26 protein-coding genes and 1 riboswitch are annotated in these 25,690 nt (G+C 71.1%); of the genes, 13 read left to right on the top strand and 13 right to left on the bottom strand.

What is annotated here, in order from left to right:
• Positions 1 to 200 precede the first annotated feature (200 nt).
• Positions 201 to 1,130, top strand: a complete 930-nt coding sequence (locus tag ACFWMZ_RS14615; RefSeq protein WP_383172902.1) for a hypothetical protein — start codon at positions 201 to 203, stop codon at positions 1,128 to 1,130.
• Positions 1,131 to 1,283: 153 nt separating this feature from the next.
• On the opposite strand, the gene thiC is transcribed toward ACFWMZ_RS14615, so the two are convergent.
• Positions 1,284 to 3,077, bottom strand: a complete 1,794-nt coding sequence (gene thiC / locus ACFWMZ_RS14620; RefSeq protein ID WP_383201760.1) for a phosphomethylpyrimidine synthase ThiC — start codon at positions 3,075 to 3,077, stop codon at positions 1,284 to 1,286.
• Positions 3,070 to 3,227, bottom strand: a riboswitch (TPP riboswitch). Its footprint overlaps the gene before it by 8 nt.
• 71 nt (positions 3,228 to 3,298) lie before the next feature.
• On the opposite strand from thiC, the gene ACFWMZ_RS14625 reads away from it, so the two are divergent.
• The gene (locus ACFWMZ_RS14625; protein ID WP_383172906.1) at positions 3,299 to 4,687 is read left to right on the top strand and encodes a YibE/F family protein; all 1,389 of its coding nucleotides are present in this window, start codon (positions 3,299 to 3,301) and stop codon (positions 4,685 to 4,687) included.
• Between the two features lie 44 nt (positions 4,688 to 4,731).
• On the opposite strand, the gene ACFWMZ_RS14630 is transcribed toward ACFWMZ_RS14625, so the two are convergent.
• The 4 genes from ACFWMZ_RS14630 to ACFWMZ_RS14645 all read right to left on the bottom strand — a co-directional run bounded on the left by ACFWMZ_RS14630 (position 4,732) and on the right by ACFWMZ_RS14645 (position 7,028).
• Positions 4,732 to 5,169 (bottom strand): SsgA family sporulation/cell division regulator, encoded by a 438-nt coding sequence (locus tag ACFWMZ_RS14630; protein ID WP_383172910.1) that lies wholly within the window; start codon positions 5,167 to 5,169, stop codon positions 4,732 to 4,734.
• A 97-nt stretch (positions 5,170 to 5,266) separates the two neighbouring features.
• Positions 5,267 to 6,085 carry an IclR family transcriptional regulator gene (locus ACFWMZ_RS14635; protein WP_383201763.1) on the bottom strand — a complete coding sequence of 273 codons (819 nt, stop codon included), beginning with the start codon at positions 6,083 to 6,085 and terminating at the stop codon, positions 5,267 to 5,269.
• A gap of 171 nt (positions 6,086 to 6,256) precedes the next feature.
• A complete protein-coding gene (locus ACFWMZ_RS14640) occupies positions 6,257 to 6,472 on the bottom strand; it encodes a DUF5326 family protein (RefSeq protein ID WP_383172917.1) in 216 nt (71 codons plus the stop codon).
• Between the two features lie 238 nt (positions 6,473 to 6,710).
• Positions 6,711 to 7,028 (bottom strand): cupin domain-containing protein, encoded by a 318-nt coding sequence (locus ACFWMZ_RS14645; protein WP_383172920.1) that lies wholly within the window; start codon positions 7,026 to 7,028, stop codon positions 6,711 to 6,713.
• A 119-nt stretch (positions 7,029 to 7,147) separates the two neighbouring features.
• Between ACFWMZ_RS14645 and ACFWMZ_RS14650 the strand changes: the two genes are divergently transcribed.
• The 7 genes from ACFWMZ_RS14650 (at position 7,148) to ACFWMZ_RS14680 (ending at position 12,966) form a co-directional block, all read left to right on the top strand.
• Entirely contained in the window at positions 7,148 to 7,528 is a 381-nt protein-coding gene (locus ACFWMZ_RS14650) for a phage holin family protein (RefSeq protein ID WP_383172922.1), read from the top strand.
• 199 nt (positions 7,529 to 7,727) lie between these two features.
• Positions 7,728 to 8,852 (top strand): cystathionine gamma-lyase, encoded by a 1,125-nt coding sequence (locus tag ACFWMZ_RS14655; protein WP_383172924.1) that lies wholly within the window; start codon positions 7,728 to 7,730, stop codon positions 8,850 to 8,852.
• Between the two features lie 240 nt (positions 8,853 to 9,092).
• Positions 9,093 to 9,998 (top strand): LysR family transcriptional regulator, encoded by a 906-nt coding sequence (locus ACFWMZ_RS14660; RefSeq protein ID WP_383201766.1) that lies wholly within the window; start codon positions 9,093 to 9,095, stop codon positions 9,996 to 9,998.
• Between the two features lie 47 nt (positions 9,999 to 10,045).
• Positions 10,046 to 10,528: an NUDIX domain-containing protein gene (locus ACFWMZ_RS14665; RefSeq protein WP_383201769.1), complete on the top strand. Its 483-nt coding sequence runs from the start codon at positions 10,046 to 10,048 to the stop codon at positions 10,526 to 10,528.
• 256 nt (positions 10,529 to 10,784) lie between these two features.
• Entirely contained in the window at positions 10,785 to 11,663 is an 879-nt protein-coding gene (locus tag ACFWMZ_RS14670; protein ID WP_383201772.1) for a GNAT family N-acetyltransferase, read from the top strand.
• A 216-nt stretch (positions 11,664 to 11,879) separates the two neighbouring features.
• Positions 11,880 to 12,338 (top strand): MarR family winged helix-turn-helix transcriptional regulator, encoded by a 459-nt coding sequence (locus ACFWMZ_RS14675; protein ID WP_383201775.1) that lies wholly within the window; start codon positions 11,880 to 11,882, stop codon positions 12,336 to 12,338.
• A 184-nt stretch (positions 12,339 to 12,522) separates the two neighbouring features.
• Positions 12,523 to 12,966, top strand: a complete 444-nt coding sequence (locus ACFWMZ_RS14680; RefSeq protein ID WP_383173052.1) for a GNAT family N-acetyltransferase — start codon at positions 12,523 to 12,525, stop codon at positions 12,964 to 12,966.
• Positions 12,967 to 13,125: 159 nt separating this feature from the next.
• On the opposite strand, the gene ACFWMZ_RS14685 is transcribed toward ACFWMZ_RS14680, so the two are convergent.
• From ACFWMZ_RS14685 to dnaB, 3 genes are all read right to left on the bottom strand, one after another.
• Complete coding sequence (locus ACFWMZ_RS14685; RefSeq protein WP_383201778.1) at positions 13,126 to 14,526, bottom strand: serine hydrolase domain-containing protein; 1,401 nt, start codon at positions 14,524 to 14,526, stop codon at positions 13,126 to 13,128.
• 65 nt (positions 14,527 to 14,591) lie between these two features.
• Positions 14,592 to 15,092 carry a GNAT family N-acetyltransferase gene (locus ACFWMZ_RS14690; RefSeq protein WP_383201781.1) on the bottom strand — a complete coding sequence of 167 codons (501 nt, stop codon included), beginning with the start codon at positions 15,090 to 15,092 and terminating at the stop codon, positions 14,592 to 14,594.
• Positions 15,093 to 15,535: 443 nt separating this feature from the next.
• Positions 15,536 to 17,005, bottom strand: a complete 1,470-nt coding sequence (dnaB, locus tag ACFWMZ_RS14695) for a replicative DNA helicase (protein WP_383172939.1) — start codon at positions 17,003 to 17,005, stop codon at positions 15,536 to 15,538.
• Positions 17,006 to 17,474: 469 nt separating this feature from the next.
• Between dnaB and ACFWMZ_RS14700 the strand changes: the two genes are divergently transcribed.
• Positions 17,475 to 18,812, top strand: a complete 1,338-nt coding sequence (locus ACFWMZ_RS14700; protein WP_383201784.1) for an MATE family efflux transporter — start codon at positions 17,475 to 17,477, stop codon at positions 18,810 to 18,812.
• 202 nt (positions 18,813 to 19,014) lie between these two features.
• Here the strand turns inward: ACFWMZ_RS14700 and rplI are convergent, their stop codons facing one another.
• The 4 genes from rplI to rpsF form a co-directional block, all read right to left on the bottom strand.
• Positions 19,015 to 19,461, bottom strand: coding sequence for a 50S ribosomal protein L9 (gene rplI, locus ACFWMZ_RS14705; protein WP_383172943.1), 447 nt, complete (start codon positions 19,459 to 19,461; stop codon positions 19,015 to 19,017).
• Positions 19,462 to 19,479: 18 nt separating this feature from the next.
• Positions 19,480 to 19,716, bottom strand: coding sequence for a 30S ribosomal protein S18 (gene rpsR / locus ACFWMZ_RS14710; protein WP_003949403.1), 237 nt, complete (start codon positions 19,714 to 19,716; stop codon positions 19,480 to 19,482).
• Positions 19,717 to 19,782: 66 nt separating this feature from the next.
• The gene (locus tag ACFWMZ_RS14715) at positions 19,783 to 20,376 is read right to left on the bottom strand and encodes a single-stranded DNA-binding protein (RefSeq protein WP_383172946.1); all 594 of its coding nucleotides are present in this window, start codon (positions 20,374 to 20,376) and stop codon (positions 19,783 to 19,785) included.
• A 75-nt stretch (positions 20,377 to 20,451) separates the two neighbouring features.
• Complete coding sequence (rpsF, locus tag ACFWMZ_RS14720; protein ID WP_003949400.1) at positions 20,452 to 20,742, bottom strand: 30S ribosomal protein S6; 291 nt, start codon at positions 20,740 to 20,742, stop codon at positions 20,452 to 20,454.
• Between the two features lie 302 nt (positions 20,743 to 21,044).
• On the opposite strand from rpsF, the gene ACFWMZ_RS14725 reads away from it, so the two are divergent.
• The 3 genes from ACFWMZ_RS14725 (at position 21,045) to ACFWMZ_RS14735 (ending at position 23,778) form a co-directional block, all read left to right on the top strand.
• The gene (locus ACFWMZ_RS14725; protein WP_383172949.1) at positions 21,045 to 21,359 is read left to right on the top strand and encodes a hypothetical protein; all 315 of its coding nucleotides are present in this window, start codon (positions 21,045 to 21,047) and stop codon (positions 21,357 to 21,359) included.
• Between the two features lie 177 nt (positions 21,360 to 21,536).
• On the top strand, positions 21,537 to 22,658 hold the full coding sequence (locus ACFWMZ_RS14730; RefSeq protein WP_383172951.1) for a lipid II:glycine glycyltransferase FemX: 1,122 nt from the start codon (positions 21,537 to 21,539) through the stop codon (positions 22,656 to 22,658).
• A gap of 88 nt (positions 22,659 to 22,746) precedes the next feature.
• Positions 22,747 to 23,778, top strand: a complete 1,032-nt coding sequence (locus ACFWMZ_RS14735) for an alanine racemase (RefSeq protein WP_383172953.1) — start codon at positions 22,747 to 22,749, stop codon at positions 23,776 to 23,778.
• 233 nt (positions 23,779 to 24,011) lie between these two features.
• On the opposite strand, the gene ACFWMZ_RS14740 is transcribed toward ACFWMZ_RS14735, so the two are convergent.
• Positions 24,012 to 25,544, bottom strand: a complete 1,533-nt coding sequence (locus ACFWMZ_RS14740) for a glycosyltransferase family 87 protein (protein ID WP_383201787.1) — start codon at positions 25,542 to 25,544, stop codon at positions 24,012 to 24,014.
• Positions 25,545 to 25,690: the final 146 nt, after the last annotated feature.

Here is a 25,690-nt window from a genome sequence, read left to right on the forward strand (position 1 = left end):
CCGGCCACCGCGCCGCCCACCCCGCGCGCACCGGGCGGACGCGCCGGGCGACGGCGCCCGCGTCCCTGAATTCCGCAAAGTCCCTGTCATCGCAGGCCGTTACCGCTCTACCATCGGAATATCCGTAGCAGGCTCTCCTCCGTTTCCACCGACCCGCCCGCGACGTCGCGGGCGGCGATGCCCTACGGACACCTCGGGGGATGCACATGAACAGCGCTCCGCACCTGCTGAACGAGGACCGCGCCGCGTACGAGCGGCTCCTCGACGACGCCCTGCGCACCATCACCCACGGCAACGGCGGCCGGACGACAGCCGCCGGGCCCGGAGGACGGATCCCCGTCCCCGAACTGCGCCGCCTCGCGCTGGGCGGCACCGCCGTGATCACCGCGGCCGCGGCGACCGAGTACCGCCATCTCCTCTCCCTGCGCGAGGAACTGGGAGAGGCCACCAGCGCGGCCGGCTCCACCACCGGCGACGATCCTTCCTCCACGCGCCCCGGCGGCACCGGGCTCACCACCGCCGTCAGCCAGATGACCGAGGCCGCCGGCGCCGGCGCCCTGGCCGTCCTGGCGGTCCTCGCACCGCTCCTCGCGGGCACCGCGGCGTTGATCTTCCTGCTGGTCGGCTACGCCCTGCGGATGCTGGACCCCGCTCCCGCGCTGTCGCAGACCCTGCTCACGACGGGCTGGGTGTTCGCCGCGTTCGCGGCGGCCGCCCTGTTCGCCGCAGGGCTCGCCCTCCTGCTGACCGCCCACCGGCACAAGGCGCTCTTCCCGACGGCTCCGGTTCCCGCCGACCCGCTCCGGCGCGAGGTGCAGCGTGCCTCCGACGCCTGGGAGCGGGCGCTCACCGAGCGGGGCATCCTGCCCTTCCTCCACACCACGCTCGCCGAGGCGTCGGCGGCGAAGCCCGGGCCGACGCCCGGGAGCGAGGTGGAGGTTCCGGGACGCAGGTCGCCCGGCGAGGCGGACCCGGACCGCATGCCCCACCTCGGCTATGGCCGGCCCAGCTTCAGCAGCCCGGCGGAGAGCGGCACCGAGCGACCCGACTCCCGACCCTCCTACCAGAGCCCGCGGTTCGGCAGCCCCGACTTCCGTGGGCAGGATGGCGAGGGTCCTGGGCACGGGTGAACCGGCGACGGCCGGAGCGGCCGGTCGGGGGCCTCGCGCCCGACCGGCCGCTCGCCTGTTTCACGTGAAACATCGGCATGGGTGATGTTTCACGTGAAACATCGACCGCTGGGGTGTTTCACGTGAAACATCCTCGCGGGTCTCCCGCGCGCCTCAGTCCGCCAGGGGCAGATAGACCCGGTTGCCGGACTCCGCGAACTCCTTCGACTTCTGGAGCATCCCGGCCTCGATCTCCTCCTGCGAGGCTCCCGGGTCGGCCGCGTCACCGAAACGGGTCGCGATGTCCTGGCTGATCTTCATCGAGCAGAACTTCGGCCCGCACATGGAGCAGAAGTGGGCCGTCTTGGCCGGCTCGGCCGGGAGCGTCTCGTCGTGGAACTCCCGCGCGGTGTCCGGGTCGAGCGCCAGGTTGAACTGGTCCTCCCAGCGGAACTCGAAGCGCGCGTCCGAGAGGGCGTCGTCCCAGTCCTGCGCGCCCGGATGGCCCTTGGCGAGGTCGGCCGCGTGGGCCGCGATCTTGTAGGTGATGACGCCGGTCTTCACGTCGTCCCGGTTGGGCAGGCCGAGGTGCTCCTTGGGGGTGACGTAGCAGAGCATCGCCGTGCCCCACCAGCCGATCATCGCCGCGCCGATGCCCGATGTGATGTGGTCGTAGGCGGGGGCGATGTCCGTGGTGAGCGGGCCGAGCGTGTAGAACGGCGCCTCCTCACAGATCTCCTGCTGGAGGTCGATGTTCTCCTTGATCTTGTGCATGGGCACATGGCCCGGGCCCTCGATCATGGTCTGCACGCCGTGCCGCTTGGCGATCGTGTTCAGCTCCCCGAGCGTGCGGAGTTCGGCGAACTGCGCCTCGTCGTTGGCGTCCGCGATCGATCCGGGCCGCAGGCCGTCACCGAGCGAGTAGGTGACGTCGTAGGCCGCGAGGATCTCGCAGAGCTCCTCGAAGTGCGTGTACAGGAAGCTCTCCTGGTGGTGAGCGAGGCACCAGGCAGCCATGATCGACCCGCCGCGCGAGACGATGCCGGTCTTGCGCCGCGCGGTCAGCGGCACGTAGGCGAGCCGGACCCCCGCGTGGACCGTCATGTAGTCGACGCCCTGCTCGGCCTGCTCGATGACGGTGTCCTTGTACACCTCCCAGGTGAGCTCCTCGGCCTTGCCGTCGACCTTCTCCAGCGCCTGGTAGAGCGGCACGGTGCCGATCGGCACGGGGGAGTTGCGCAGCACCCACTCGCGGGTGGTGTGGATGTTCCGGCCGGTCGAGAGGTCCATGACGGTGTCCGCGCCCCAGCGGGTCGCCCACGTCATCTTCTCCACCTCCTCCTCGATCGAGGAGGTGACCGCCGAGTTGCCGATGTTGGCGTTGACCTTCACCAGGAACCGCTTGCCGATGATCATCGGCTCGATCTCCGGGTGGTTGATGTTGGCCGGGAGGACGGCCCGGCCCGCGGCGATCTCGTCCCGGACGGTCCGGGGGTCGAGGTTCTCCCGGATGGCCACGTACTCCATCTCGGGGGTCACCTCGCCGCGCCGCGCGTAGGCGAGTTGCGTCACCGTGCGGCCGGGGACGGCCCGGCGGGGCTTGCGGGGTCGGCCGGGGAAGACCGCGTCGAGGTTGCGCAGCCCACCGCGCGGGCTGGTGTGCTTGATGCCGTCGTCCTCGGGACGGACGGGGCGCCCGGCGTACTCCTCGGTGTCGCCGCGAGCGGTGATCCAGTGCTCGCGGAGCGGCGACAGACCCCGCCGGACGTCGGTCTCCACCGCCGGATCGGTGTACGGCCCGGAGGTGTCGTACAGGGTGACGGCGTTTCCGTTGGTGAGGTGCACCTGGCGGACCGGCACGCGCAGATCGGGCCGGGAGCCCTCGATGTACGCCTTGTGCCAGCCGATGGACTTCCCGGCCTCGTTCTTCGGTTCCGAGGCAGGCGTGCGTGCGTCCTGTGTGGTCATGAGACCTACTCCCTACGCCGGCATTACCCGGTAACAGGTTCGGCGGTCGACGCAGCGATGTCCCTGGTGACGACCGGTTTTGACGACCGGTCGCCCAGCGGAGGTCAGCGCCCTCTCAGCCCGGTGCTCCGAGCTCCCGCGTGTACAAAGGTGGCCCCACGCTAACGCCCTGTCGGCCGTGCTGAACAGTGGGCCTCGCCGACTCTTGCGATGATCGACCCGTGACCTCGACGACGCCACCGCCTCCGCCGCCCTCGCAGCCCCCCTCGGGCGGCCCGCCGTCCGGCCCCGGGGGGCACGACGGGGAGCCGCCGACGGGCGGCCACGGGCACTCCCACAGCCACGGCCCGGCCGCCCCGGTCTCCAAACACCTGCGAAAGGTGATCGCGGCCGTCCTGATCCCGTTCGCCGCCGCCGTTGTGGTGGGGTTGCTCGTCCTCTGGCCCGGTGGCGCTCCCGCGCATGAGCGGACCGGTGTCGGCATGGACCGGCAGACGGAGCAGGGCTCGGTCACCCAGGTGGAACAGGTCGACTGCGCCGATGTGAACGTCTCCCAGCCCCCGCCCAACGGCGACACCTCCACTCCGGAGGGCCGGTCCGCGCAGGAGCAGGCGACCGGGCAGTGCGAGAAGGCCACCGTCGAGGTGACCTCCGGGCCGCACGCGGGCCGGACCTTCACCGAGATCGTGCAGCCCGACGCCTCCCGGAAGCTGAGCCAGGGGCAGGGCGTGGTGGTCGCCTACGCTCCGGACGCGCCGGAGGAGCTCCAGTACTCCGTGACCGACGTGGACCGGAAGTTCCCCCTGGCCCTGCTGGCCGCGATCTTCGCCGTGGCCGTGGTGCTGGTGGGCCGGATGCGGGGGCTGATGGCGCTGGTCGCTCTCGCCGCGAGCTTCGCGCTGCTGACGCTCTTCATCCTGCCGGCGATCCTGCAGGGCTCGAACCCGCTGGTGGTGGCGGTGATCGGCGCCAGCGCCATCATGCTGATCGCCCTGTACCTCTGCCACGGGCTGACGGCGAGAACCTCGGTGGCGGTACTCGGCACGCTGGTGTCGCTGCTCCTGATCGGCGTGCTCGGCTCGCTCTTCATCGGCTGGGCGGCCCTGACGGGCAACACGGACGACAACACCGGGCTGATCCACGGGCTCTACCCGGAGATCGACATGAGCGGCCTGCTGCTGGCGGGCGTCATCATCGGCTCCCTCGGCGTCCTCGACGACGTGACGGTCACCCAGACCTCGGCTGTGTGGGAGCTGCACCAGGCCGACCCGACGATGGGCTGGCGCAAGCTCTACCGGGCCGGGATCCGCATCGGCCGGGACCACATCGCCTCCGTGGTCAACACCCTGGTGCTGGCCTACGCGGGCGCGGCGCTGCCGCTGCTGCTGCTCTTCTCCATCGCGCAGAGCAGCGTGGGCATGGTCGCCAACAGCGAGCTGGTGGCGGAGGAGATCGTACGGACGCTGGTGGGCTCGATCGGCCTGGTGGCCTCGGTCCCGGTGACGACGGCGCTGGCGGCGCTGGTGGTGTCGGCGGACAAGGACACAGGGGGGCCCGTGGGCAACGCTCCGGCGGCGCGCGGCGGCAGGGGGCGCCGGAGGAAGCGCTGAGGCGGGGGCCGGGAGCCGGGCTCGGTCCGGCCCGGCCCGGCCGTTCAGCCGGCGCTCTGCTCCTCGGTGAGGATGCGGCTCAGGGCGTCGTCGAGGTGCGTGTCGAAGTCCGCGTGCGCCCGCTCGCTGCCGAGCGGGACCAGCCGGTCGGTGCGGTCGAGGAAGGCGAGCAGCGGCGCCTTCCCGGCCCGGAAGAGCGCCTGCTCGGAGCCGACCTGGAGGGTGATGTGCACCTCTCTGGTGGCCTCCTGTCCGACCGGGGAGACCCGCACGTCGCCGTCGCCGGCGGCGTCCAGGACCCCGTCGACCAGCAGCTCACGGCCGAAGACCCAGGTGACAGGGGCGTCCCCGGGGAGGTGGAACGTCAGCCGCACCGCGTACGGATCGACGGTCTCGTACCGCAGCTCCACCGGGATGCGGAAGGCGAGCTCCTCGGAGACGAGGAAGCTCATCATGACCTCTGCCTGTACTGACTCGCGCATGGACTACCCCGCCAGTTGCCGCCACGTGGCCGAAATCCGTCCCGGCCCTTCATGGCATCTTGCAGAACGCCATCATTGGATCACAAGGAGTGAGTTTTCAGATGCTGATAGAGAATCGGAGTCGCCGCAGGATGCTGCCGACGTCCCGGTGCAGGAGTTGCGTGGTGACCCGCAGGCGGTCGGTCTGAGCCGCGGGGAGGGAGACGGCCATGACGGCGGCGGTGGACCCGACGGTGATCGGCACCGCCGCACAGGCCACGCCGAGCGCGTACTGCTGGTATTCCACGACCGGCTGCATGCGCTCGGTCGCGGCCAGGCGGCGCAGTAACCGCTGGCTGTCGGGGACCGAGTACGGGGTGAGCGGCTGGACGGGGTGGCGGGAGAGGTGGTCCCGGCGGCCTTCCTCGTCGAGCTGCGCGAGGAGGCACTGGCCTATGGCGTGGGCGTGGGCGGTCTCGCGGAAGTCGGCCCATTCCGCGACCGCGGGATTCCCGGGCGTGTCCGCCGTCGCCACCAGGTCGATCTCGCCGTCGCGGTACATGGCGAAGTAGACGGGGGCGCCCAGGCGGTCGCGCCAGTGGCGTAAGACGTCGTCGACGAGGTGGCGGCGGCTCTGCTGCGCGTACGCCTCGTCCAGCCGGCCGACGGCCGGGCCCAGCACGTAGACCCCGTCGACCCGGCGGAGGTACCGCTCGTGGGTCAGGGTGCGCAGCAGGTGGTAGGCGGTGGGCAGCGCCACGCCCGCCTCGCGGGCCAACTGCTTGGCGGGGGCGCCGCATTCGTGGACGGCGGCGGCTTCCAGCAGCCGCAGCGCCCGCTGGACGGAGCCGATGAGCGTGGGCGCGGCGTGGCCGTCGTCCTGGTGTCTACCCGTGGACCACTCAGCCGGTCGGTCCGCGGGCGTGGCGTGGGCCATGGTCTGGTCACCCCCGGAGAGCGTGAACCCCCGGGCGTGGCCGCCCGGAGCGGTGCGAAGACGGGGCCTTCGCGCCGGATTCCGGACTGTAGTGGGTGGCCTCGCGGCGGGTTCGGCGCTTGGGGTGCCATTCCCCCGGGTGGAGGAACCGCCGCGCCTCTGTGCTGGCGGCTACCAGCTTCCCCGGTCCGAGGACGGGAAGAACTTCCTGACCACGTAGATGAGTCCGCCGACGAGGGCGACGAAGACCAGGATCTTGAAGAGCAGCCCGACGACGAAGCCGACGACGGAGGCGATGAGGCCACCGAAGATGAAAAGGGCGAGGACCGGTATGGCGATCCACTTCACCCACCACGGAAGTCCGACGAATACCTCGCGTGCGCCCATGACCTGTCCCCTCTCTGCCTGTCGCGCCCGGGTGGCGCGGCCGACGGTGCGGCCCGGGCCCGGGTAGGCCCTCGCGCTGCCGTGTCTTCCTCGATGCTAGGCGGCCGCAGGACCCGGTGGGCCGCCCGCGCCCCCCGTCTCTCCCTGACCCTCCCCCTAGGGAACCTTCGGGGTGCCGCCAGGGTTCCCGCCCTGGCCCGGTCCACCCGGACGTGGTGCGCGGGGGCGCGGGGAGGCTTCAGCTCTCCGGCGGGGAGAAGACCACCATCACCCGCAGGTCCTCGCTGATGTGGTGGAACTTGTGCGGCACCCCGGCCGGGACGTAGACGACGCTGCCGCGCCCCACCTCGGTGGTCTCCTCGCCGACGGTGATGGCCGCCCGGCCGCTGACGACCAGGTACACCTCGTCCTGGCGGTGCGGCTGCTGCGGGTCGAGCTCGCCGGCGTTGAGGGCGTACAGGCCCACGGACATGTTCCGCTCATGCAGGAACTGGAGGTACGCGCCGTCGTTGGAGGCGCGTTCCGCCTCCAGTTCGTCGAGCCGGAAAGCCTTCATCAGCCGCTGGCCTCTCTGTTCGCTTGTCGCTGTGCGCCTTCGGCCCGGCCCGCCGCCGCCCGTGCGGCCGCGCGGTCTACGCCCTGCCGGCGCCGATCTTGTCTGTCACGATCAGACACATGACCAATTTCCTAGTCAAGACGCTGGCGAACGCGGCCGCCCTCCTGGTCGCCGTGTGGCTGCTCAAGGACATCACCCTCACCGGCGACAGCACCGGCAACAAGGCGCTCACGCTCGTTGTCGTCGCCCTGATCTTCGGTCTGGTCAACTTCCTCGTGAAGCCGGTGGTGAAGGTCCTGACCTTCCCGTTGTTCGTGCTCACCCTCGGCCTGATCACGCTGGTGGTCAACGCGCTGATGCTGATGCTGACCTCCTGGCTCGCCGGGCAGTTCGATCTGAGTTTCCACGTCGACGGCTTCTGGACCGCCGTCCTCGGTGGCCTGATCATTTCGGTCGTCTCCTGGGCTCTGAACGTCGCCCTGCCGGACCGCAAGGACTGACCGCTCAGCCCGGAACGCTCCGCGCCGAGGCGGGCCACCCTGCGGCCCGCCCCGCCATCCCGGGCCGCCGGACCGCGTCTGTCCAGGTCGTGGACCTGCCGTGCGGCGGTGCGAAGCCGTGTCCGATGCTGTGGGCGGGCGCCCCTTCGGTGGGCGTCCGCCCGACGGGGGCCTGAAGCACGCGAGAAAGGCGGACACGATGACGGGCGACGGTACGAGGGCAGTACGAGCAGGCCTGCCCGAGGTGGTGAAGAACGAGCCAACTCTCCCCGGCCCGGTCTTCGCCGCCCACTTTCACCTCCCGGGCGAGGTGAGCGGGCCGTACGCCTACGGCCGGGACGAGAATCCCACCTGGACCCATCTGGAACGCGCCATCGCCGAGCTGGACGCGCCGGGCGAGGAGGCCCACACGCTGGTCTTCGCCTCCGGTATGGCGGCCATCTCGGCCGTACTGTTTTCGCAGGTCAGCGCCGGGGACGTGGTGGTGCTGCCGGACGACGGCTACCAGGTGCTGCCGCTGGTCCGCGAGCAGCTCACCGCGTACGGGGTGGAGGTGCGCACCGCGCCGACCGGCGGCGACGGGCAGCTGGAGGTCCTGGAGGGGGCCAAGCTGCTGTGGATCGAGTCGCCGTCCAACCCCGGCCTCGACGTCTGCGACATCCGCCGCCTGGTCGCGGCGGCCCACGCCCGGTCGACACTGGTCGCGGTGGACAACACTCTGGCGACCCCGCTCGGCCAGCGGCCCCTGGAACTGGGGGCGGACTTCTCGGTTGCGTCGGACACCAAGGGCATGACCGGCCACGGCGACATCCTGCTCGGCCATGTGACCTGCCGCGACGCCGAACTGGCCGCGGGCGTCAAGCGCTGGCGCAAGATCGTGGGCGCCATCCCCGGCCCCATGGAGGCGTGGCTCGCCCACCGTTCCCTCGCCACACTCCAACTCCGCGTCGAGCGCCAGACCGCCAACGCGCTGACGCTCGCCGAAGCTCTCCGCGACCGCGCGGACGTGGCCGGGCTGCGCTACCCCGGGCTCTCCGACGACCCCTCGCACGCGATCGCCGCCGCCCAGATGCGCCGCTTCGGCTCCGTCGTCTCGTTCGACCTCGACTCGAAGGCGCGGGCGGAGCGGTTCCTGGCCGAGCTGCGGCTGGTCGAGGACGCCACCAGCTTCGGCAGTGTGCGCTCGACCGCCGAACGCCGGGGCCGCTGGGGCGGGGACGCGGTCGGGGAAGGGTTCGTCCGCTTCTCCGTCGGTGCCGAGGACGCGGAGGACCTGGTGGCCGACGTGACACGCGCTCTCGACCTCTCCCTCGACGCCCGCTGAGCCGCCGGGCCGGCGAACGTGCCGCCCGAAGCACCGCTGTGCTGCCCGGAGGCCGCACGCGTGAAGACGGCCCGAGCCTCCCCCCTCGTGGCTCGGGCCGTCCCGGACTCTCTTTCGAAGAGCCGCCTCACCAAGGCTAGTTGACTCAGCGTCAGTGTCCAATCACTGTGGCGGCAGCGACCTATCGACATATTTATAGTTGAACAGCGAGCGACGGCCTGCGACGAAGGGGTTGAGGGCGTGGATCTTGCGCTGCTGCGTACGTTCGTCACGGTCCACCGAGCCGGTTCCTTCACCCGCGCCGCCGCCCTGCTGGGCCTCTCCCAGCCCGCGGTCACCTCGCAGATACGCACCCTGGAGCGCCAGCTCGGCCGACCGCTCTTCCTCCGCAAGGCCCGCGGCGTGACACCCACCTCGGTCGGCGACGAGCTGGCCCACCGGGCGGCGCCACACCTCGACGCTCTGGTGGAGATCGCGGAGGGCGGCCTGGACCTGGAGGCGCCGCTGCGCACGCTGCATCTCGCGGGCCCACCCGAATTCATGGCGGAGCGGGTCCTGCCCGCCCTGGTCGGCCTCACCGGCAGGGACGGGCCGTCGGTCCGGCTCCGTACCGCCTTCGGCTCCGCCGACGAGGTCCTGGAAGGGCTAGCCGCCGGACACCACGACCTCGCGGTCACCAGCCGCCGCCCGCGCGGAACCCTGCTCAGCGCCGGAACGCTCTGCGACGAGGAACACCTCCTCGTGGCGGCACCCCGCTGGGCCGGACGGTTCGCACCTGGCGCGGTGCGGCACGGTGGCGCCGGGGTGCTCGACAAGGTGCCGGTCGTCGATGTCCATGAGGGCCTGCCTTTCGCCAAGCGGTACTGGGCCACGGTCTTCGACGCACCCCCTCCCGGCCACGCCGCGCTGATCGCCCCGGATCTACGGGCGGTGCTGTCGTGCGTCGTCGCGGGCGCCGGGCTGGCCGTGCTTCCCCGGTACCTCTGCGAGAACGCGCTGGCCAGCGGTGAGCTGGTCACCCTGCTGGATCCGCCGGTTCCGCCGCTGCGGACGTACTTCCTCGCCGTGCGGGCCGGCACCCAGGCTCTGCCGCACATCGCCGTGGCCCACGAGTGGCTGCTGCGGGCGTCCGCCGCCTGGGGGTGAGTCGCGGCCGATGTTTCACGTGGAACATGCGGGGCCAGATTTCCCCCATGACCGTTCGCTCCGTGGTCAAGCGCACCGCCCGTGCCGTGCTCCTCGACGGTGACCAGCTCGTCCTGATCAAGCGCACCAAGCCCGGCGTCGATCCGTACTGGGTGACTCCGGGCGGTGGCGTCGAGCCCGAGGACGACAGCGTCGTCACCGCCCTGCACCGCGAGGTCCTGGAGGAGCTGGGCGCCAAGGTCACCGATGTCGTGCCCTGCTTCGTCGACACGGTCGAACACATCGGCGAGGACGCCGAGACCACCGGCGTGAAGGTGCAGCACTTCTTCGTCTGCCGCCTGGGCACCATGGACCCGTCCCTGCGCCACGGTCCGGAGGTCGAGGACCCCTGCGGGGAGTACGAGATCGTGCGCATCCCGTTCACCCGGCTCGGCATCGCCTCCGTCCACCTGGTCCCCCTCTCGCTGCGGCACTACCTGGACGGCAACATCGAGGGCGTCCAGGCGCTGCTCGCCGCCGATCTCGGCTGAGCAGGAGCGGACGAGTCCGGACAGCGCCCCTTGCGGGCTTCCACCCGGGGCGTCACGGGGTGGCACCGTCGCGGGCGACGATGTTTCACGTGAAACAGGGCACCTCCGGCGCCCTGCTCACCCTCCGGTCGGCGGCGTACCGCGTGAGCTGCGGGAACGGGCACCTCGCGCTGCCCCGTGACCGACGGCGGGTCTCAGAATCCCCGGCTGAAAAGGCGGTGGACGCGAGGCGCCCGCGTCGGTCAACCTGAGCCGCGTGTCGACACCTGCGCTCTCCGCTCTACCCGTCCGCCCGCTCACCCTCCGGGACCTCCCGGCCTGCACGAGCCTCGCGTATGACCGGGGGTGGTCCCCGGAGGAGCACAAATGGCGCCTGCTGCTCGCGGCGGGGCACGGCGTCGGCATCGACGCTCCGGACGGACGCGGGCTGCTGGGCGCCTGCACCCTCACCGACTTCGGCCCGCAGGAGGCCCCCGCCTTCACCGCAGTCGGCATGGTACTGATCGCCGACCGGTACGCGGGGCGAGGCTTCGGCCGCCGCCTGATGGAGCACGTGATCGAGTACAGCGGCTCGGTCCCTCTCACCCTGTATGCGACCAGCAGCGGGCTTCCGCTCTACCGGAAGCTGGGGTTCACGTCCGTGGGCCAGGCGGCCACCGTCACCGGCCGCTTCTCCGCCCCCACCGCCCTCCCCGGCTCGCCGGCGCTCTCCCTCTCCCGCGCGAGGGCGGGCGACCTGCCCCGCATCCTCCAGCTCGACGCCGAGGTCTTCGGCACCGACCGGACGCCGCTGATCGCCAGGCTCCCGGCATTCGCCGACCGGTTCCTGGTGGCGGAGGAGGACGGGGAGCTGACCGGCTTCGCGGCGCGCTGGCCCTCCACCGACACCGAGGTGATCGGTCCGCTCGTCGCCCGGGACAGCGGCACCGCACAGGCCCTCATCACCGCCTTGGCCGACGGCGCCCACCGCCCCCTGCGCACCGACATCGACGTGCGGCACGCGTCGCTGCTGGGCTGGCTGCGGGAACGGGGCATGCCGGTCGTCTCCACCAACGAGGTGATGACGCGCACCCTGCCCGCCCTGCCCGGCGACTGGACCAGGCGGTTCGCGCCCCTCACCGTGGCCGCGGCCTGACGGCGGGGCACCGCCGCCGCCGTCAGGAAGGCTTCCCTCAACGCCGGGCGGCGGATACTCGTCACCGTCGGAGCGTCCAGCGTCGGGATTATTCTCTTGCGTACGCTCGTTACATGCATACGCCGGATATTGCATTCATGTCTTAAGCTGGACACAACCCGGGCTTTCGGCGCCCCGACAGGCCCGGAGGGCCCCGACAAGGAGGAGCGAGGAGCCATGACCGCCACGGACCCCGCACTGACCGCACTGGCGCAGAGCTGGTGCGCACTCTCGCTGCTGCACGGCCGCATCGAGGCGCACGTGGAGCGGGCGCTTCAGTCGGGGCACGGGCTCAGCTCCCGCGAGTACTCGCTGCTGGACGTGCTCAGCCGCCAGCACGAGGGCGAGGGAGGCCACCTGCAGATGAAGCAGGTCGCCGACGCCGTCGTCCTCAGCCAGAGCGCCACCACCCGGCTGGTGAGCCGGCTGGAGGACCGCGGCCTCCTCTCCCGGTACCTCTGCCCCACCGACCGGCGCGGCATCTACACCGACGTGACCCCGGCAGGGAACGAGCTCCTCACCGAGGCCCGCCCCACCAATGACGAGGCCCTGCGGGAAGCTCTCGACGCCGCCGCCCAGGACCCCGAGCTCGCCCCGCTCGTCCAGGCGGTCGAGACGCTGCGCACCCCCGCCTGACGGCTCCGGACCACACCGGACGGCCCTCGCGGGCTGGTCTACTGTGCCGCTCATGGATCACCTCACGAACGCGCCTCAGCAGGTCAGTCCGCACGGTGCCACGCCCGGCGCTTCCCCCGGGTCGGCCTCCCGCCAACCCACAGACGACGCCTCCGACCTCCCGGGCAGCCCTTCCGCCGACGGGCTGCTGATCCGTCGCGCCGAGGCCTCCGACGTGGCCGCCATCGTCGCCATGCTCGCCGACGACCCGCTGGGAGCCACGCGGGAGTCCCCCGACGACCTCGCCCCCTACAGGGCGGCGCAGGCCCGGCTGGCCGCCGACCCGAACCAGCACCTGGTCGTGGCCGAGCGCGCGGGGAAGGTCGTCGGAACACTTCAGCTGACCCTCATCCCCGGCCTCTCCCGGCGGGCGGCCACCCGCTCCCTGATCGAGGGGGTACGCGTCCACGCGGACGAACGGGGAAGCGGGCTCGGCACCCGCCTCATCGAGTGGGCCGTCGAGCAGTCCCGCGCCGAGGGGTGCCGGCTCGTGCAGCTGACCTCCGACGCCACCCGCGAGGACGCCCACCGGTTCTACGAGCGCCTCGGCTTCGCCGCCTCCCACGTGGGGTTCAAGCTCCAGCTCTGAACCGGCGCTACGGCGTAGCCTCGTGGCGTCCCCGCAGATCTGCCGACACACGGTGTTTTACGTGAAACACCGGACAGGCGACGTTTCACGTGAAACATCACGCCATCACCGCGCCCGGAGTGGACGTTTCACGTGAAACATTCCTCCCGACGGCTCCACTCAGCCCCACTCGCCCTGGCCACGCCACCCCTTGGGGTCCACACCTCCGGGAACCACGGAATCCGGCGCGTACGGCTCCCGCGTGAAGACGAACGATCCCAAGTCCAGGTGGGTCAAGGCCCCTTCGGCGTCCCGCACCGGCCGCAGGACCTCGCCGAGGAAGTAGCCGTCCAGCCCCCGCCACGTCCCGTCGCCGACCGCCACGAACCGCGCCGCACGCCCCGCCCCCCGCAGCGGCCGCAGCTTCACCCCGCCGTCGGCCCCGCAGTGCAGTCCGTACGGCGTCACGCCCCAGTACCAGGGCCCCGCCAGTTCCAGCACCGCCGGGTCGGTCTCCCGCATCGGCCGCCAGAGCCGCGGCATCGACGGTTCCGCCTCGGCGACGATGCCGATGAGCTCGGCGGCGAGCGTCCCGATGAGGAGCCCCGAGGTGGTGTTGGCGAGGACCACCGCCGCCAGCCGCTCGTCCTCGCCGGCCAGCACCGCGGCGAGGAAGCCGGGAAGCGAACCCATGTGACCGGTCAGCGTCCCTCCGGCGACGCTCAGAATCTGCGTGCCCAGTCCGTAGGCGCTCTCCTGGGCCCCCGGAAGGCTCGGGGCCGCCGGCGTCCGCATCTCCCGGACGGACGCGGCGCTCAGCACCGCGTCGTCGCCCTGGATCAGGAAGGCGGCGAAGCGCAGCAGGTCCCGCGTGGTCGACCACAGCTGCCCCGCCGGGGCCATGCGGCCCAGGTCGTGCGCGGGCTCCGGGAGCAGGGCGTCGGCCCAGGGGTGCACCGCCCAGCCCTCGGCGTACGGTGCCTGCGGCGCGTAACTGGTGCGGGTCAGCCCCAGCGGCTCCAGCACCTCGGCCCGCAGCACCTTCTCCCACGGCTCGCCCCGCACCTCCTCGACCAGCGCGCCCAGCAGGGTGTAGCCGGGATTGGAGTAGTGGTGGACCCGGCCCACGGGATGCCGGTGCGGCTCCTCGCCGAGCACGTCGGCCAGCTCGGGGCGGAGCGTGCCGGGACTCCGCTCCCACCATTCACCCGGCGCCTCGGCCGCCAGGCCGCCGGTGTGGGCCAGCAGCTCGGCGATGGTGGCCCGGCCGGCATCGGTGCCGGGCAGATGCTTCTCCAGGGTGTCGGTCAGTTCCAGCAGCCCTTCGTCCCGTAGCCGCATGACCAGGACGGCGGTGAAGGTCTTGCTGATCGACCCGACCCGGTACTGGGTGTCCCCGTCGACCTCCACGCCCTCCAGCGCGGAGAGCGCCCCTTCCCAAACCAGCTCACCGTCCCGCGCCACACCGGCCACCAGCGACGGCACCCGGGCCTCGCTCTGCGCACGGGCGATGCGATGGGCCAGGGCTCGGCGGGTGGCGGGCAGGAGGCGTGCCTCTGCCGGGATCTCATGCGTCGTCATGCCCCCACTCCACTCGCTCGCCACGCAGAGGTCCAGCACTTTTCCCGCCCGTCCCCCGACACGCCCTACCGGCTGCTGTAGAGCACCTGGGCGGCTCCCCATGCCTCGAACCGCTCCTTCTCCCGCAGGCCGACTGCCCGCAGGAGCCGCAGGGAGGGCCCGTTGGCGACCCGGGTCACCGCGATCACCTCGTGGTGCGACGCTCGCTCGCCTCGGTACCACGCGAGGACCGCGGCGACCGCTTCCCGTCCCAGCCCTCTCCCGGTGGCCTCGGGGAGGAGCCCGTACGACAGTTCCGTCCGGCCCGGCCGGCGCGTGTCGGGCCGGAGTTCCACGTATCCCACCGGGCTGCCGGGCCGGACGCCAGGTGCGCCCGACTGGCCGGCAACCACCGCGAAGACGCCCGGGCGCCCCACGACCGCCTGCCGGTAGGCGGCGAGATGGTCGGCGGGCACGGGGCCACCGAGATGGCGGCGGACGACGGGCTCGGTCCACAGACGCAGGAAGGCGTCGAGGTCCCCCCTCTCGACCGGCCTGAGCAGCAGCCGTGGAGTGGACAGCGACACGGTCTGCCACCCGGGACACTCCTCAACCGCGCCCCCGTCCTCCCGCCGGGCGCCGGTCACCCCTGGAGGCACCCTCGCAGCGCGGTGACGAGCCGGTTGGCCCTTTCGTCGCCGTAACCGATCATGCGGTCCCGCCCCAGAGCTCCACCACGGGCCGCCCGCCCACCCGGACGGAGACCGCCGTCCCCAGCCCCCCGAACTCCGCGAAGTTTCCCCGGAAGACGTCCGCCACGGACCCGAAGCCCTCGTCCGCCCAACCGCCAATCTCGACCGTGCCCACTGCCCACACCTCCTGTGCTCGCGCTCCACGGCCCGCACCGGCCCGTCCGACCGCGACAGGCTACGAGCCCCTCCGGTACGTCACCACGCCTTTTCGGCGCCGAGGCGCTCCGGACGACCGCCGTGCGCGGCAGCGCGTCACCGGGGCCCGTCCGTGGGCAGCCTCACCCGTGCGCCATGTCCACGAAGCGGCTGTAGTGGCCCTGGAAGGCGACGGTGATGGTGGCGGTGGGGCCGTTACGGTGCTTGGCGACGATGAGGTCGGCCTCGCCGGCGCGGGGGGACTCCTTCTCGTAGGCGTCCTCGCGGTGCAGCAGGATCACCATGTCGGCGTCCTGCTCGATGGAGCCGGACTCACGGAGGTCGGAGACCATCGGCTTCTTGTCGGTGCGCTGCTCCGGGCCACGGTTGAGCTGGGAGAGGGCGATGACCGGGATCTCCAGCTCCTTGGCGAGCAGCTTGAGGTTACGGGACATGTCCGAGACCTCCTGCTGGCGGCTCTCGGCCCGCTTCGAGCCGCCGGACTGCATGAGCTGGAGGTAGTCGATGACGACGAGCTTGAGGTCGTTGCGCTGCTTGAGACGGCGGCACTTGGCGCGGATCTCCATCATCGACAGGTTCGGGGAGTCGTCGATGTAGAGGGGGGCGGCCGACACGTCGGGCATGCGGCGGGCGAGGCGGGTCCAGTCCTCGTCGGTCATCGTGCCGGAGCGCATGTGGTGCAGGGCGACCCGGGCCTCGGCCGACAACAGGCGCATGGCGATCTCGTTGCGGCCCATCTCCAGGGAGAAGACCACGCTGGGCAGGTTGTTCTGGATGGAGGCGGCTCGCGCGAAATCGAGGGCGAGCGTCGACTTGCCCATCGCGGGACGGGCCGCGATGACGATCATCTGGCCGGGGTGCAGGCCGTTGGTGAGCGAGTCGAAGTCGGTGAACCCGGTGGGGACACCAGTCATCTCGCCACTGCGGGAACCGATCGCCTCGATCTCGTCGAGCGCGCCCTCCATGATGTCGCCGAGCGGCAGGTAGTCCTCGGAGGTCCGCTGCTCGGTGACGGCGTAGATCTCCGCCTGGGCGCTGTTGACGATCTCGTCGACGTCGCCGTCGGCGGCGTACCCCATCTGCGTGATCTTGGTGCCCGCCTCCACGAGGCGGCGGAGCACCGCCCGCTCGTGCACGATCTCCGCGTAGTACTCGGCGTTGGCGGCGGTGGGCACCGTCTGCACGAGGGTGTGGAGGTACGGGGCGCCGCCGACGCGGGTGATCTCGCCGCGCTTGGTCAGCTCGGCGGCGACGGTGATGGGGTCGGCCGGCTCGCCCTTGGCGTAGAGGTCGAGGATCGCCAGGTAGATCGTCTCGTGCGCGGGCCGGTAGAAGTCGTTGCCCTTGAGGACCTCGACCACATCGGCGATGGCGTCCTTGGAGAGGAGCATGCCGCCGAGGACGGACTGCTCGGCGTCGAGGTCCTGCGGCGGAACGCGCTCGAAGGCGGTCGCCCCACCGCTGTCCCAGCTCTCGCCGTCACGGTCCCGGCCCCCGTCGTTCCCCTTGCCCCGCCGCCGGGACGCCGGCAGCCGGTCGCCGGGTCCGGTGTCCGCGGCCCACGGTTCGTCCAAGGGCTCGGAGATACTCACCGTGCCGCCTCCATCCGTCCGCCGAGCGGACCTCTCCGTGCGCGCTTCCGTACGGCCCGACACTGACAAAGCGAGAGGCCCAACCCCTTCTCTGACGCGTCGAAGTCGTGAGATTCCTCGGTCGGAACTCAGGCCGCGCGCGGGTGGGTCGCCGGACCACGGTAGGCCCGTCGGCACCGTCAGCCAATCTGGTTATCCACAGGCCCTGTGGATGATCGACCCAATGCTGTGGAGAACTCGGCGAAACCTGTGCACGGCCCCGTGGACAGCGCTGTGAACAACCCCTCAAGAACTTCGCCACCCTACCGCTGACCTGCGCCTTCGCTGCTCGCAGGCTGTGCAGGGGAAAAACTTCCCCACCTCGCGCGAGATCGTCGCCAAACCGTTGCCCGCCGACCCGCATCCTGGGATGCAGTAAGGATCCCTAGGGCATTGCATCTATTACCTGTGGATGATTACATTGGGCGCCATGACCAAGGCAGCTCCGCAGGCCAGACCCCGTCGCCGTCAGCATGACCGCGAGATCGTCGCCCTCGCCGTACCCGCCTTCGGAGCCCTCGTCGCCGAGCCCCTCTTCGTGATGGCCGACAGCGCGATCGTCGGCCACCTCGGCACCGCTCAGCTCGCCGGACTGGCCGTCGCCTCCGCCCTGCTGACCACCGCCGTCAGCGTCTTCGTCTTCCTCGCCTACGCCACCACCGGCGCCGTGGCCCGCCGGGTCGGCGCGGGCGACCTCTCCGCCGCCATCCGCCAGGGCATGGACGGCATCTGGCTGGCACTGCTCCTGGGAGCCGCCGTCATCGCGGTGGTCCTGCCGACCGCCCCCGCCCTGATCGACCTTCTCGGCGCCTCCGAGACAGCTGCCCCGTACGCGGTCACCTACCTCCGCGTCTCCTCGCTCGGCATCCCCGCGATGCTCGTCGTCCTCGCGGCCACCGGCGTCCTCCGCGGACTCCAGAACACCCGCACCCCCCTGTACGTCGCCATCGGCGGCTTCGTCGCCAACGCCGTTCTCAACGTCGTCCTGGTCTACGGCGCCGGACTCGGCATCGCCGGTTCCGCCTGGGGAACGGTCATCGCCCAGTGCGGCATGGCCGCCGTCTACCTGGTGGTCGTCATCCGCGGTGCCCGCAAGCACGGTGCCTCGCTCAAGCCGGACGCGGCGGGGATCCGCGCCTCGGCGCAGGCCGGAGCCCCGCTGCTGGTGCGGACCCTGTCGCTGCGGGCCGTACTGATGATCGCGACGGCCGTGGCCGCACGTCTCGGTGACACGGACATCGCCGCCCACCAGATCATCCTCTCGCTGTGGAGCCTGCTCGCCTTCGCGATGGACGCCATCGCCATCGCCGGGCAGGCGATCATCGGGCGCTACCTCGGTGCCGGGGACACGGAAGGGGCCAAGGCCGTCTGCCGGCGCATGGTGGAGTGGGGCATCGGCTCCGGCATCGCCCTCGGCGTCTTGGTGGTCGTCTCCCGCCCGCTCTTCATCCCCCTGTTCACCAGCGACGGGTCCGTTCAGGACGCGGCACTCCCCGCACTCCTGGTGGTCGCGGTCTGCCAGCCGATCTCCGGCATCGTCTACGTCCTGGACGGCGTCCTCATGGGAGCGGGCGACGGCCCCTACCTCGCCTGGGCCATGCTCCTGACCCTGGCGATCTTCGCGCCGTTCGCCCTGCTGATCCCCAGCTGGGGCGGCGGCCTCACCGCGGTCTGGGGCGCGATGACGCTGATGATGGTCACCAGGGCGGTCACCCTGGGACTCCGCACGAAGTCGGGCCGCTGGTTGATCACCGGCGCCAGCCGGTAGCCCTGGGGGCTCGGTTCGGCGATGTTTCACGTGAAACATCGCCGAACCGGGCGGAGAGGCCCATGGCATGTTTCACGTGAAACATCGGGACGCCCCACACTCGCCACACGCCCGTACGTACCTTCCCGGTCCTCGGCCGCGCACGGCAAAGGGCCGCACCCGTGAGGGTGCGGCCCTTTGCTTCACGCTGCCAGATCGCTGATCAGGCGGCGACGACCTCGACGTTCACCTTGGCGGCAACCTCGGGGTGCAGACGCACGGACGCGGAGTGCGCGCCCAGCGACTTGATCGGCGCGTCCAGCTCGATGCGACGCTTGTCGACCTTCGGGCCGCCGGCGGCCGAGATCGCCGCGGCGATGTCGGCCTGCGTGACGGAACCGAAGAGACGGCCGGCCTCGCCGGAGCGGGTGCTCAGGCTGACCTTGACGCCCTCGAGCTCGGCCTTGATCTGGTTGGCCTGCTCGATGGTGGCGATCTCGTGGATCTTGCGAGCACGACGGATCTGCTCGACGTCCTTCTCGCCACCCTTGGTCCAGCGGATCGCGAAACCACGCGGGACCAGGTAGTTACGGGCGTAGCCGTCCTTGACGTCGACGACGTCACCGGCCGCACCGAGGCCGGAGACCTCGTGGGTGAGGATGATCTTCATCAGTCGGTCACCCTTCCCTTATCGCGCGGTCGACGTGTAGGGCAGCAGCGCCATCTCACGGCTGTTCTTCACAGCCGTGGCGACGTCACGCTGGTGCTGCGTGCAGTTGCCGGTCACGCGGCGGGCACGGATCTTGCCACGGTCGGAAATGAACTTCCGCAGCATGTTCGTGTCCTTGTAGTCCACGTACGTGACCTTGTCCTTGCAGAATGCGCAGACCTTTTTCTTCGGCTTGCGCACAGGCGGCTTAGCCATGGTGTTTCTCCTGTGTGATCAAGAAGTGTGGTGGCGAACCCTGATCCCTCGGGGACGCGAAGCGTCCTAGAAGGGGGGCTCGTCCGAGTAGCCGCCACCGCCGCCGGAGCTGCCGCCCCAGCCGCCGCTGCCGCCACCCTGCTGCTGGCCGCCGCCGGCAGGAGCGCTGGTCGCCCACGGGTCGTCGGCGGGAGCCCCGCCGCCGCCCTGCTGGCCACCGCCGGGGCCGCCGCCCCAGCCGCCCTGCTGGCCGCCGCCACCGCCGCCGCCGCTGTAACCGCCCTGGCCACCACGACCGGTGGTCTTGGTGACCTTGGCCGTGGCGTTCCGCAGGCTGGCACCGACCTCGTCGACGTCCAGCTCGTAGACCGTGCGCTTGATGCCCTCACGGTCCTCGTAGGACCGCTGCTTCAGCCGGCCCTGCACGATGACGCGCATGCCTCGCTGGAGCGACTCGGCGACGTTCTCCGCCGCCTGACGCCAGACCGAGCAGGTGAGGAAGAGGCTGTCGCCGTCCTTCCACTCGTTGGTCTGGCGGTCGAAGGTGCGGGGAGTGGACGCGACGCGGAACTTCGCGACCGCCGCACCGGACGGGGTGAAGCGCAGCTCGGGGTCGTCGACAAGATTGCCGACCACCGTGATAACGGTCTCGCCTGCCATGGGGTACCTCTCGGCGGGTTTGCTGCTGGCTGCTGGCTGCTACTCGGAGCCCGAGTGGATCTGAGCGGAAAGAGCTCAGTGGGTCTCGGGGCGGAGGACCTTCGTCCTCAGGACCGACTCGTTCAGGTTCATCTGGCGGTCGAGTTCCTTGACGACCGCAGGCTCGGCCTGGAGGTCGATCACCGAGTAGATGCCCTCGGGCTTCTTCTTGATCTCGTACGACAGACGACGACGGCCCCAGGTGTCGACCTTCTCGACCTTTCCGTCGGCCTCACGGACGACGGAGAGGAAGTTCTCGATCAGGGGGGCGACGGAGCGCTCCTCCAGATCGGGGTCGAGGATGACCATCACCTCGTAGTGACGCATGTAGAACCCACCTCCTTTGGACTCAGCGGCCACGGTCGTTCCGTGGCAGGAGGGTCTTGATGCGAGCGCAACGGTATCGGCCACCGCGGACGACGGATCCCGCGAGCGGGAGCCGGGTGGGCGGGCGATCCAGGATCTGGGCAGACACCGGTGCAGACGGTACAGAGTACCCGCACGACCGCTTCCGGTTGAAATCCGGCCGCCGATGCCCGCAATCTGGGTGTATCGGGTGCTCCGGCACCGGATGCGCAGCACCGGTGCCCGGCACCGAGATGAGCGCCGCTTCCGCAGGAGGTGCCCCAATGGCCCAGACGACGCGTCCGAAGACAGCCGGTTCCCTCTTCGCCACCGACGGCAAGCCCCATCCGCTCCAGGACGCCCTGATGGCCGTCACCCTCGTCCTCGGGGCGATCGCCCTGATTACGGCGGGTTTCCACCATCTGCACCTGCTCAGCTCATGGGCAGGGCTGGTGGGCATCCTCACGGGTGCCTACGGCCAGTACATCTCCGAGACGACCAGGGAACGCACCCTCCTCATCGTGGGACTCGGTGCCTCCGCCCTCGGCTTCTACCTCGGCATGGCCCACGGTGGCCTTTTCGGCGGCGTGGTCACCTGACCCCGCCCGCCTCCCGGCCGAGGGACCGTTCCGCGACGGGACGGTCCCTCGGCCGGCGGTGCGCCCCGGCCGGTTCGGTGGCGGCCCGAACGGGGCGATCACCGGCGCAGTAGGCTTCGCGCGAGAGCCGGAGCCCCTGACCCCATGGGGACACACCAGCCCGAGGAGCGCCCCGAAATGAGTCTGACCCTCAGGACCATCAGCCGTGAGCAGCATCTGGCGTATGTCCAGACCCTGCCCGCGGCCAGCCACATGCAGGTCCCTGCCTGGGCGGACGTCAAGGCCGAGTGGCGCTCGGAGAGCCTGGGCTGGTTCGACGACCGGACGGGCGAGATGGTGGGCGCCGGTCTCGTCCTGTACCGCCAGCTTCCGAAGATCAAGCGGTATCTGGCGTACCTCCCCGAGGGCCCGGTCATCAACTGGTTCTCGCCTCACCTGGAGGAGTGGCTCCAGCCGATGCTGGCCCACCTCAAGCAGCAGGGCGCCTTCTCGGTGAAGATGGGCCCGCCGGTGATCATCCGGCGCTGGGAGGCCGCCAGCATCAAGAAGGGCATCCAGGACCCGGACGTCAAGCGTCTGCGGGACGTCGAGGCCGACTTCATCGAGCCGCGTGCCTTCGAGGTCGCGGACCGGCTGCGGCGCATGGGGTGGCAGCAGGGCGAGGACGGCGGCGCCGGCTTCGGTGACGTCCAGCCCCGGTACGTCTTCCAGGTCCCGCTGGCCAACCGTTCGCTGGAGGACGTCCACAAGGGCTTCAACCAGCTCTGGCGGCGCAACATCAAGAAGGCCGAGAAGGCCGGCGTCGAGGTCGTCCAGGGCGGCTACCAGGACCTGGAGGAGTGGCAGCGGCTCTACGAGGTCACCGCCGAGCGCGACCGCTTCCGCCCGCGCCCCCTCGGCTACTTCCAGCGCATGTGGACGGCGCTGAACAACGAGGACCCCAACCGGATGCGGCTGTACTTCGCCCGCCACGAGGGGGAGAACGTCGCCGCCGCCACCATGCTGGTCGTCGGCGGCCACGTCTGGTACTCCTACGGCGCCTCCGCCAACCACAAGCGCGAGGTCCGGCCCTCCAACGCCATGCAGTGGCGGATGCTGCGCGACGCCTACGCGCTCGGCGCCACCGTCTACGACCTGCGCGGCATCTCCGACTCCCTGGACGAGTCGGACCACCTCTTCGGCCTCATCCAGTTCAAGGTCGGCACCGGTGGGCAGGCTGCCGAGTACCTCGGCGAGTGGGACTTCCCGCTCAACAAGCTGCTGCACAAGGCGCTCGACATCTACATGTCCCGCCGCTGACCCCACCGGGCACGGCACAATTCCTCCGGCGGGGCGCAACGGCCGCACCGCCCAACGACGACTGACACAGGAAGGCTCCGGACCGGCCATGGCGCTCACGCTGTACGTCGACACCGCGCGCTGGCGGGATCACCACCACCAGGTGCGCGAGCAGTTCCCGGGCATCGTCCCCGTCTGCAAGGGCAACGGGTACGGCTTCGGGCACGAGCGGCTGGCAGAGGAGGCAATCCGCTTCGGCGCCGACATCCTCGCGGTGGGCACCACCTACGAGGCGGCTCGGATCAAGGACTGGTTCAGCGGTGACCTGCTCGTCCTGACGCCGTTCCGGCGCGGCGAGGAGCCGGTCCCGCTGCCGGACCGGGTCATCCGCTCGGTCTCCTCGGTGGACGGCGTCCACGGCCTGGTCGGCGCCCGCGTGGTCATCGAGGTGATGTCCTCGATGAAGCGCCACGGCGTCAGCGAGGAGGATCTCCCGAAGCTCCACGCGGCCATAGAGGACGTCCGGCTGGAGGGCTTCGCCATCCACCTGCCGCTGGACCGCACCGACGGCACGGACGCGGTCGAGGAGGTCATCGCCTGGATGGACCGCCTGCGCGCCCACCGGCTGCCGTTGCACACCATGTTCGTCAGCCACCTGAAGGCCTCCGAACTGGCCCGCCTCCAGCAGCAGTTCCCGCAGACGCGGTTCCGCGCGCGGATCGGCACGCGGCTGTGGCTGGGCGACGAGGAGGCGACCGAGTACCGCGGCGCGGTGCTGGACGTCACCCAGGTCTCCAAGGGCGACCGCTTCGGCTACCGCCAGCAGAAGGCGGCCGGTGACGGCTACCTGGTGGTGGTCGCCGGGGGCACCTCGCACGGGGTGGGCCTGGAGTCGCCGAAGGCCCTGCACGGCGTGATGCCGCGCGCCAAGGGCGTGGCCCGTGCGGGCCTGGCGACGGTCAACCGGAACCTGTCGCCGTTCGTCTGGGCGGGCAAGCAGCGCTGGTTCGCCGAGCCCCCGCACATGCAGGTGTCGATCCTCTTCGTCCCCGCGGACGCCCCCGCGCCGCAGGTCGGCGACGAGCTGGTGGCCCACCTGCGGCACACCACCACGCAGTACGACCGGGTCGTCGAGCGCTGAGCCGACCTGCCCGCACGTGAAGACACCCCCTGGCCGCCCCGCACGGGGACGGCCAGGGGGTGTCTTTCCAGTCCTGTGCGGTGTCCGCGGTGTCCGGTGCGTGCTCTCGGCGCGCCGGGCGGAAGTCCTCGTACTGGACGTACTCGGTTCGCCCGGTGCGGTGAGAGCACGCACCGGACACCGCGGGGGACTGTGAAGGCAGCCCCCTAGGGGCCTCTGATGTGGCCGGTGTGTCAGGACGAGCCAGGGGCCGTGGGGCCGCCCGCTCCCAGGCCCTCACCGGCCCGCTTGCCCGCGCCCCAGCGCACCACCGGGCCGCTGAAGTGTGCGGCGTGCTGCGGCGGGCGGGCGGCATAGCCGAGGACGAACCTGTCCGGAGCACCGTCCAGCACCCCGCCCGAGGGGTCGTCGTCCCCGTCCCGGCGCACCACGTCCCGTTCGGGGAGCAGGGCGTCGCGCACGATGACGGCGCAGAGGTAGAGCGTCCCGGCGAGGTGGAGGCAGATCGCCAGGTGGTACCCCTCCAGCGGCAGGCCGCGCTGGGCGTCCCCGCTGCTGGTGAAGGCGAGGTACATCCAGATGCCGAAGTAGTACAGGACCTCGCAGGCCTGCCAGACGAGGAAGTCGCGCCAGCGGGGCCGGGCGAGGGCGGCCAGCGGGATCAGCCAGAGCACGTACTGCGGTGAGTACACCTTGTTGGTGAGGATGAAGGCCGCGACGACCAGGAAGGCCACCTGGGCCAGCCTGGGGCGGCGGGGCGCCATGAGGACGAGGACGGCGATCAGCGCGCAGGCCAGGACCATCAGCAGGGTCGCCAGGGTGTTGACGGTCTCCGTCGCCAGCGGCTGGCCGGAGTTCTGGGAGAGCACCAGCCAGAAGGAGCCGAAGTCGACGCCGCGTTCCTCGCTGAACGTGTAGAACTTCGACCAGCCCTCGAAGGCGCCGATCATCACGGGCCCGTTGACCACCAGCCACGCCCCCGCGGCCCCGCCGAGGGCCGTGCCGAAGGCCCGCCACTTCCCCGCCCGCCAGCAGAGCAGGAAGAGCGGCCCGAGGATCAGGGCCGGGTAGAGCTTGGCCGCGGTGGCGAGCCCGAGGAGGACGCCGAAGGCGAGCGGCCGCTCGCGCGCCCACATGAGCAGCGCGGCGGCGGTCAGGGCCACGGCCAGCAGGTCCCAGTTGATGGTGGCGGTCAGCGCCAGGGCGGGGGCGAGGGCGACGAGCAGGGCGTCCCAGGGGCGCCGGCGGTGGGTGCGCGCGACGCAGACGGCGATCACGGCGGCGCAGACCATCAGCATCCCGGCGTTGATCAGCCAGTAGATCTGCTCGCGCTCCACGAGGGCCCCCGAGCCCGGGGTGGCCCACGAGGCCACCTCCATGAACACGCCGGTCAGGACGGGGTACTCCAGGAACTCCATGTCCCCCGGCAGCCGGTCGAAGTAGGGGACCAGGCCGTCGGCGAAGCCCCGGCCCTGGAAGAGGTGGGGAATGTCGGAGTAGCAGGCGTGGGTGTACTGGGCGCCGGCACCGAAGAACCAGCCACCGTTGTAGCAGGGCAGCTTCTGCACCATGCCTAGGGCGAACATGCCGATCATGACCAGGGCGATCACCCGTACCGGCGACCACCAGGAGCGGCCGGTGAGGGCCCGTCTGCCCACGGGGCCGCCGATCAGCTCGGAGCCGGCGGCGGCCACCTCGTCCTGCCGCGTCGGCTGCACGGTGTCCCGCTGCGGTGCGCTGGCACGTGTCGTCTCTGGGCTGGGCATGGGCGCCATCCTGCCCCATGGCCCCCGGAACGACGGGAGGGCCGCCGCACCCGTTGGTGCGTCGGCCCGTGGTTTCACGTGAAACACGATGTTTCACGTGAAACATGGCGTCGATGCCCTCACTGTCCCTAATGGGGCGTGATGCC

The sequence above is a fragment of the Streptomyces sp. NPDC058373 genome (genome assembly GCF_042723275.1).
Classification (GTDB): Bacteria; Actinomycetota; Actinomycetes; order Streptomycetales; family Streptomycetaceae; genus Streptomyces.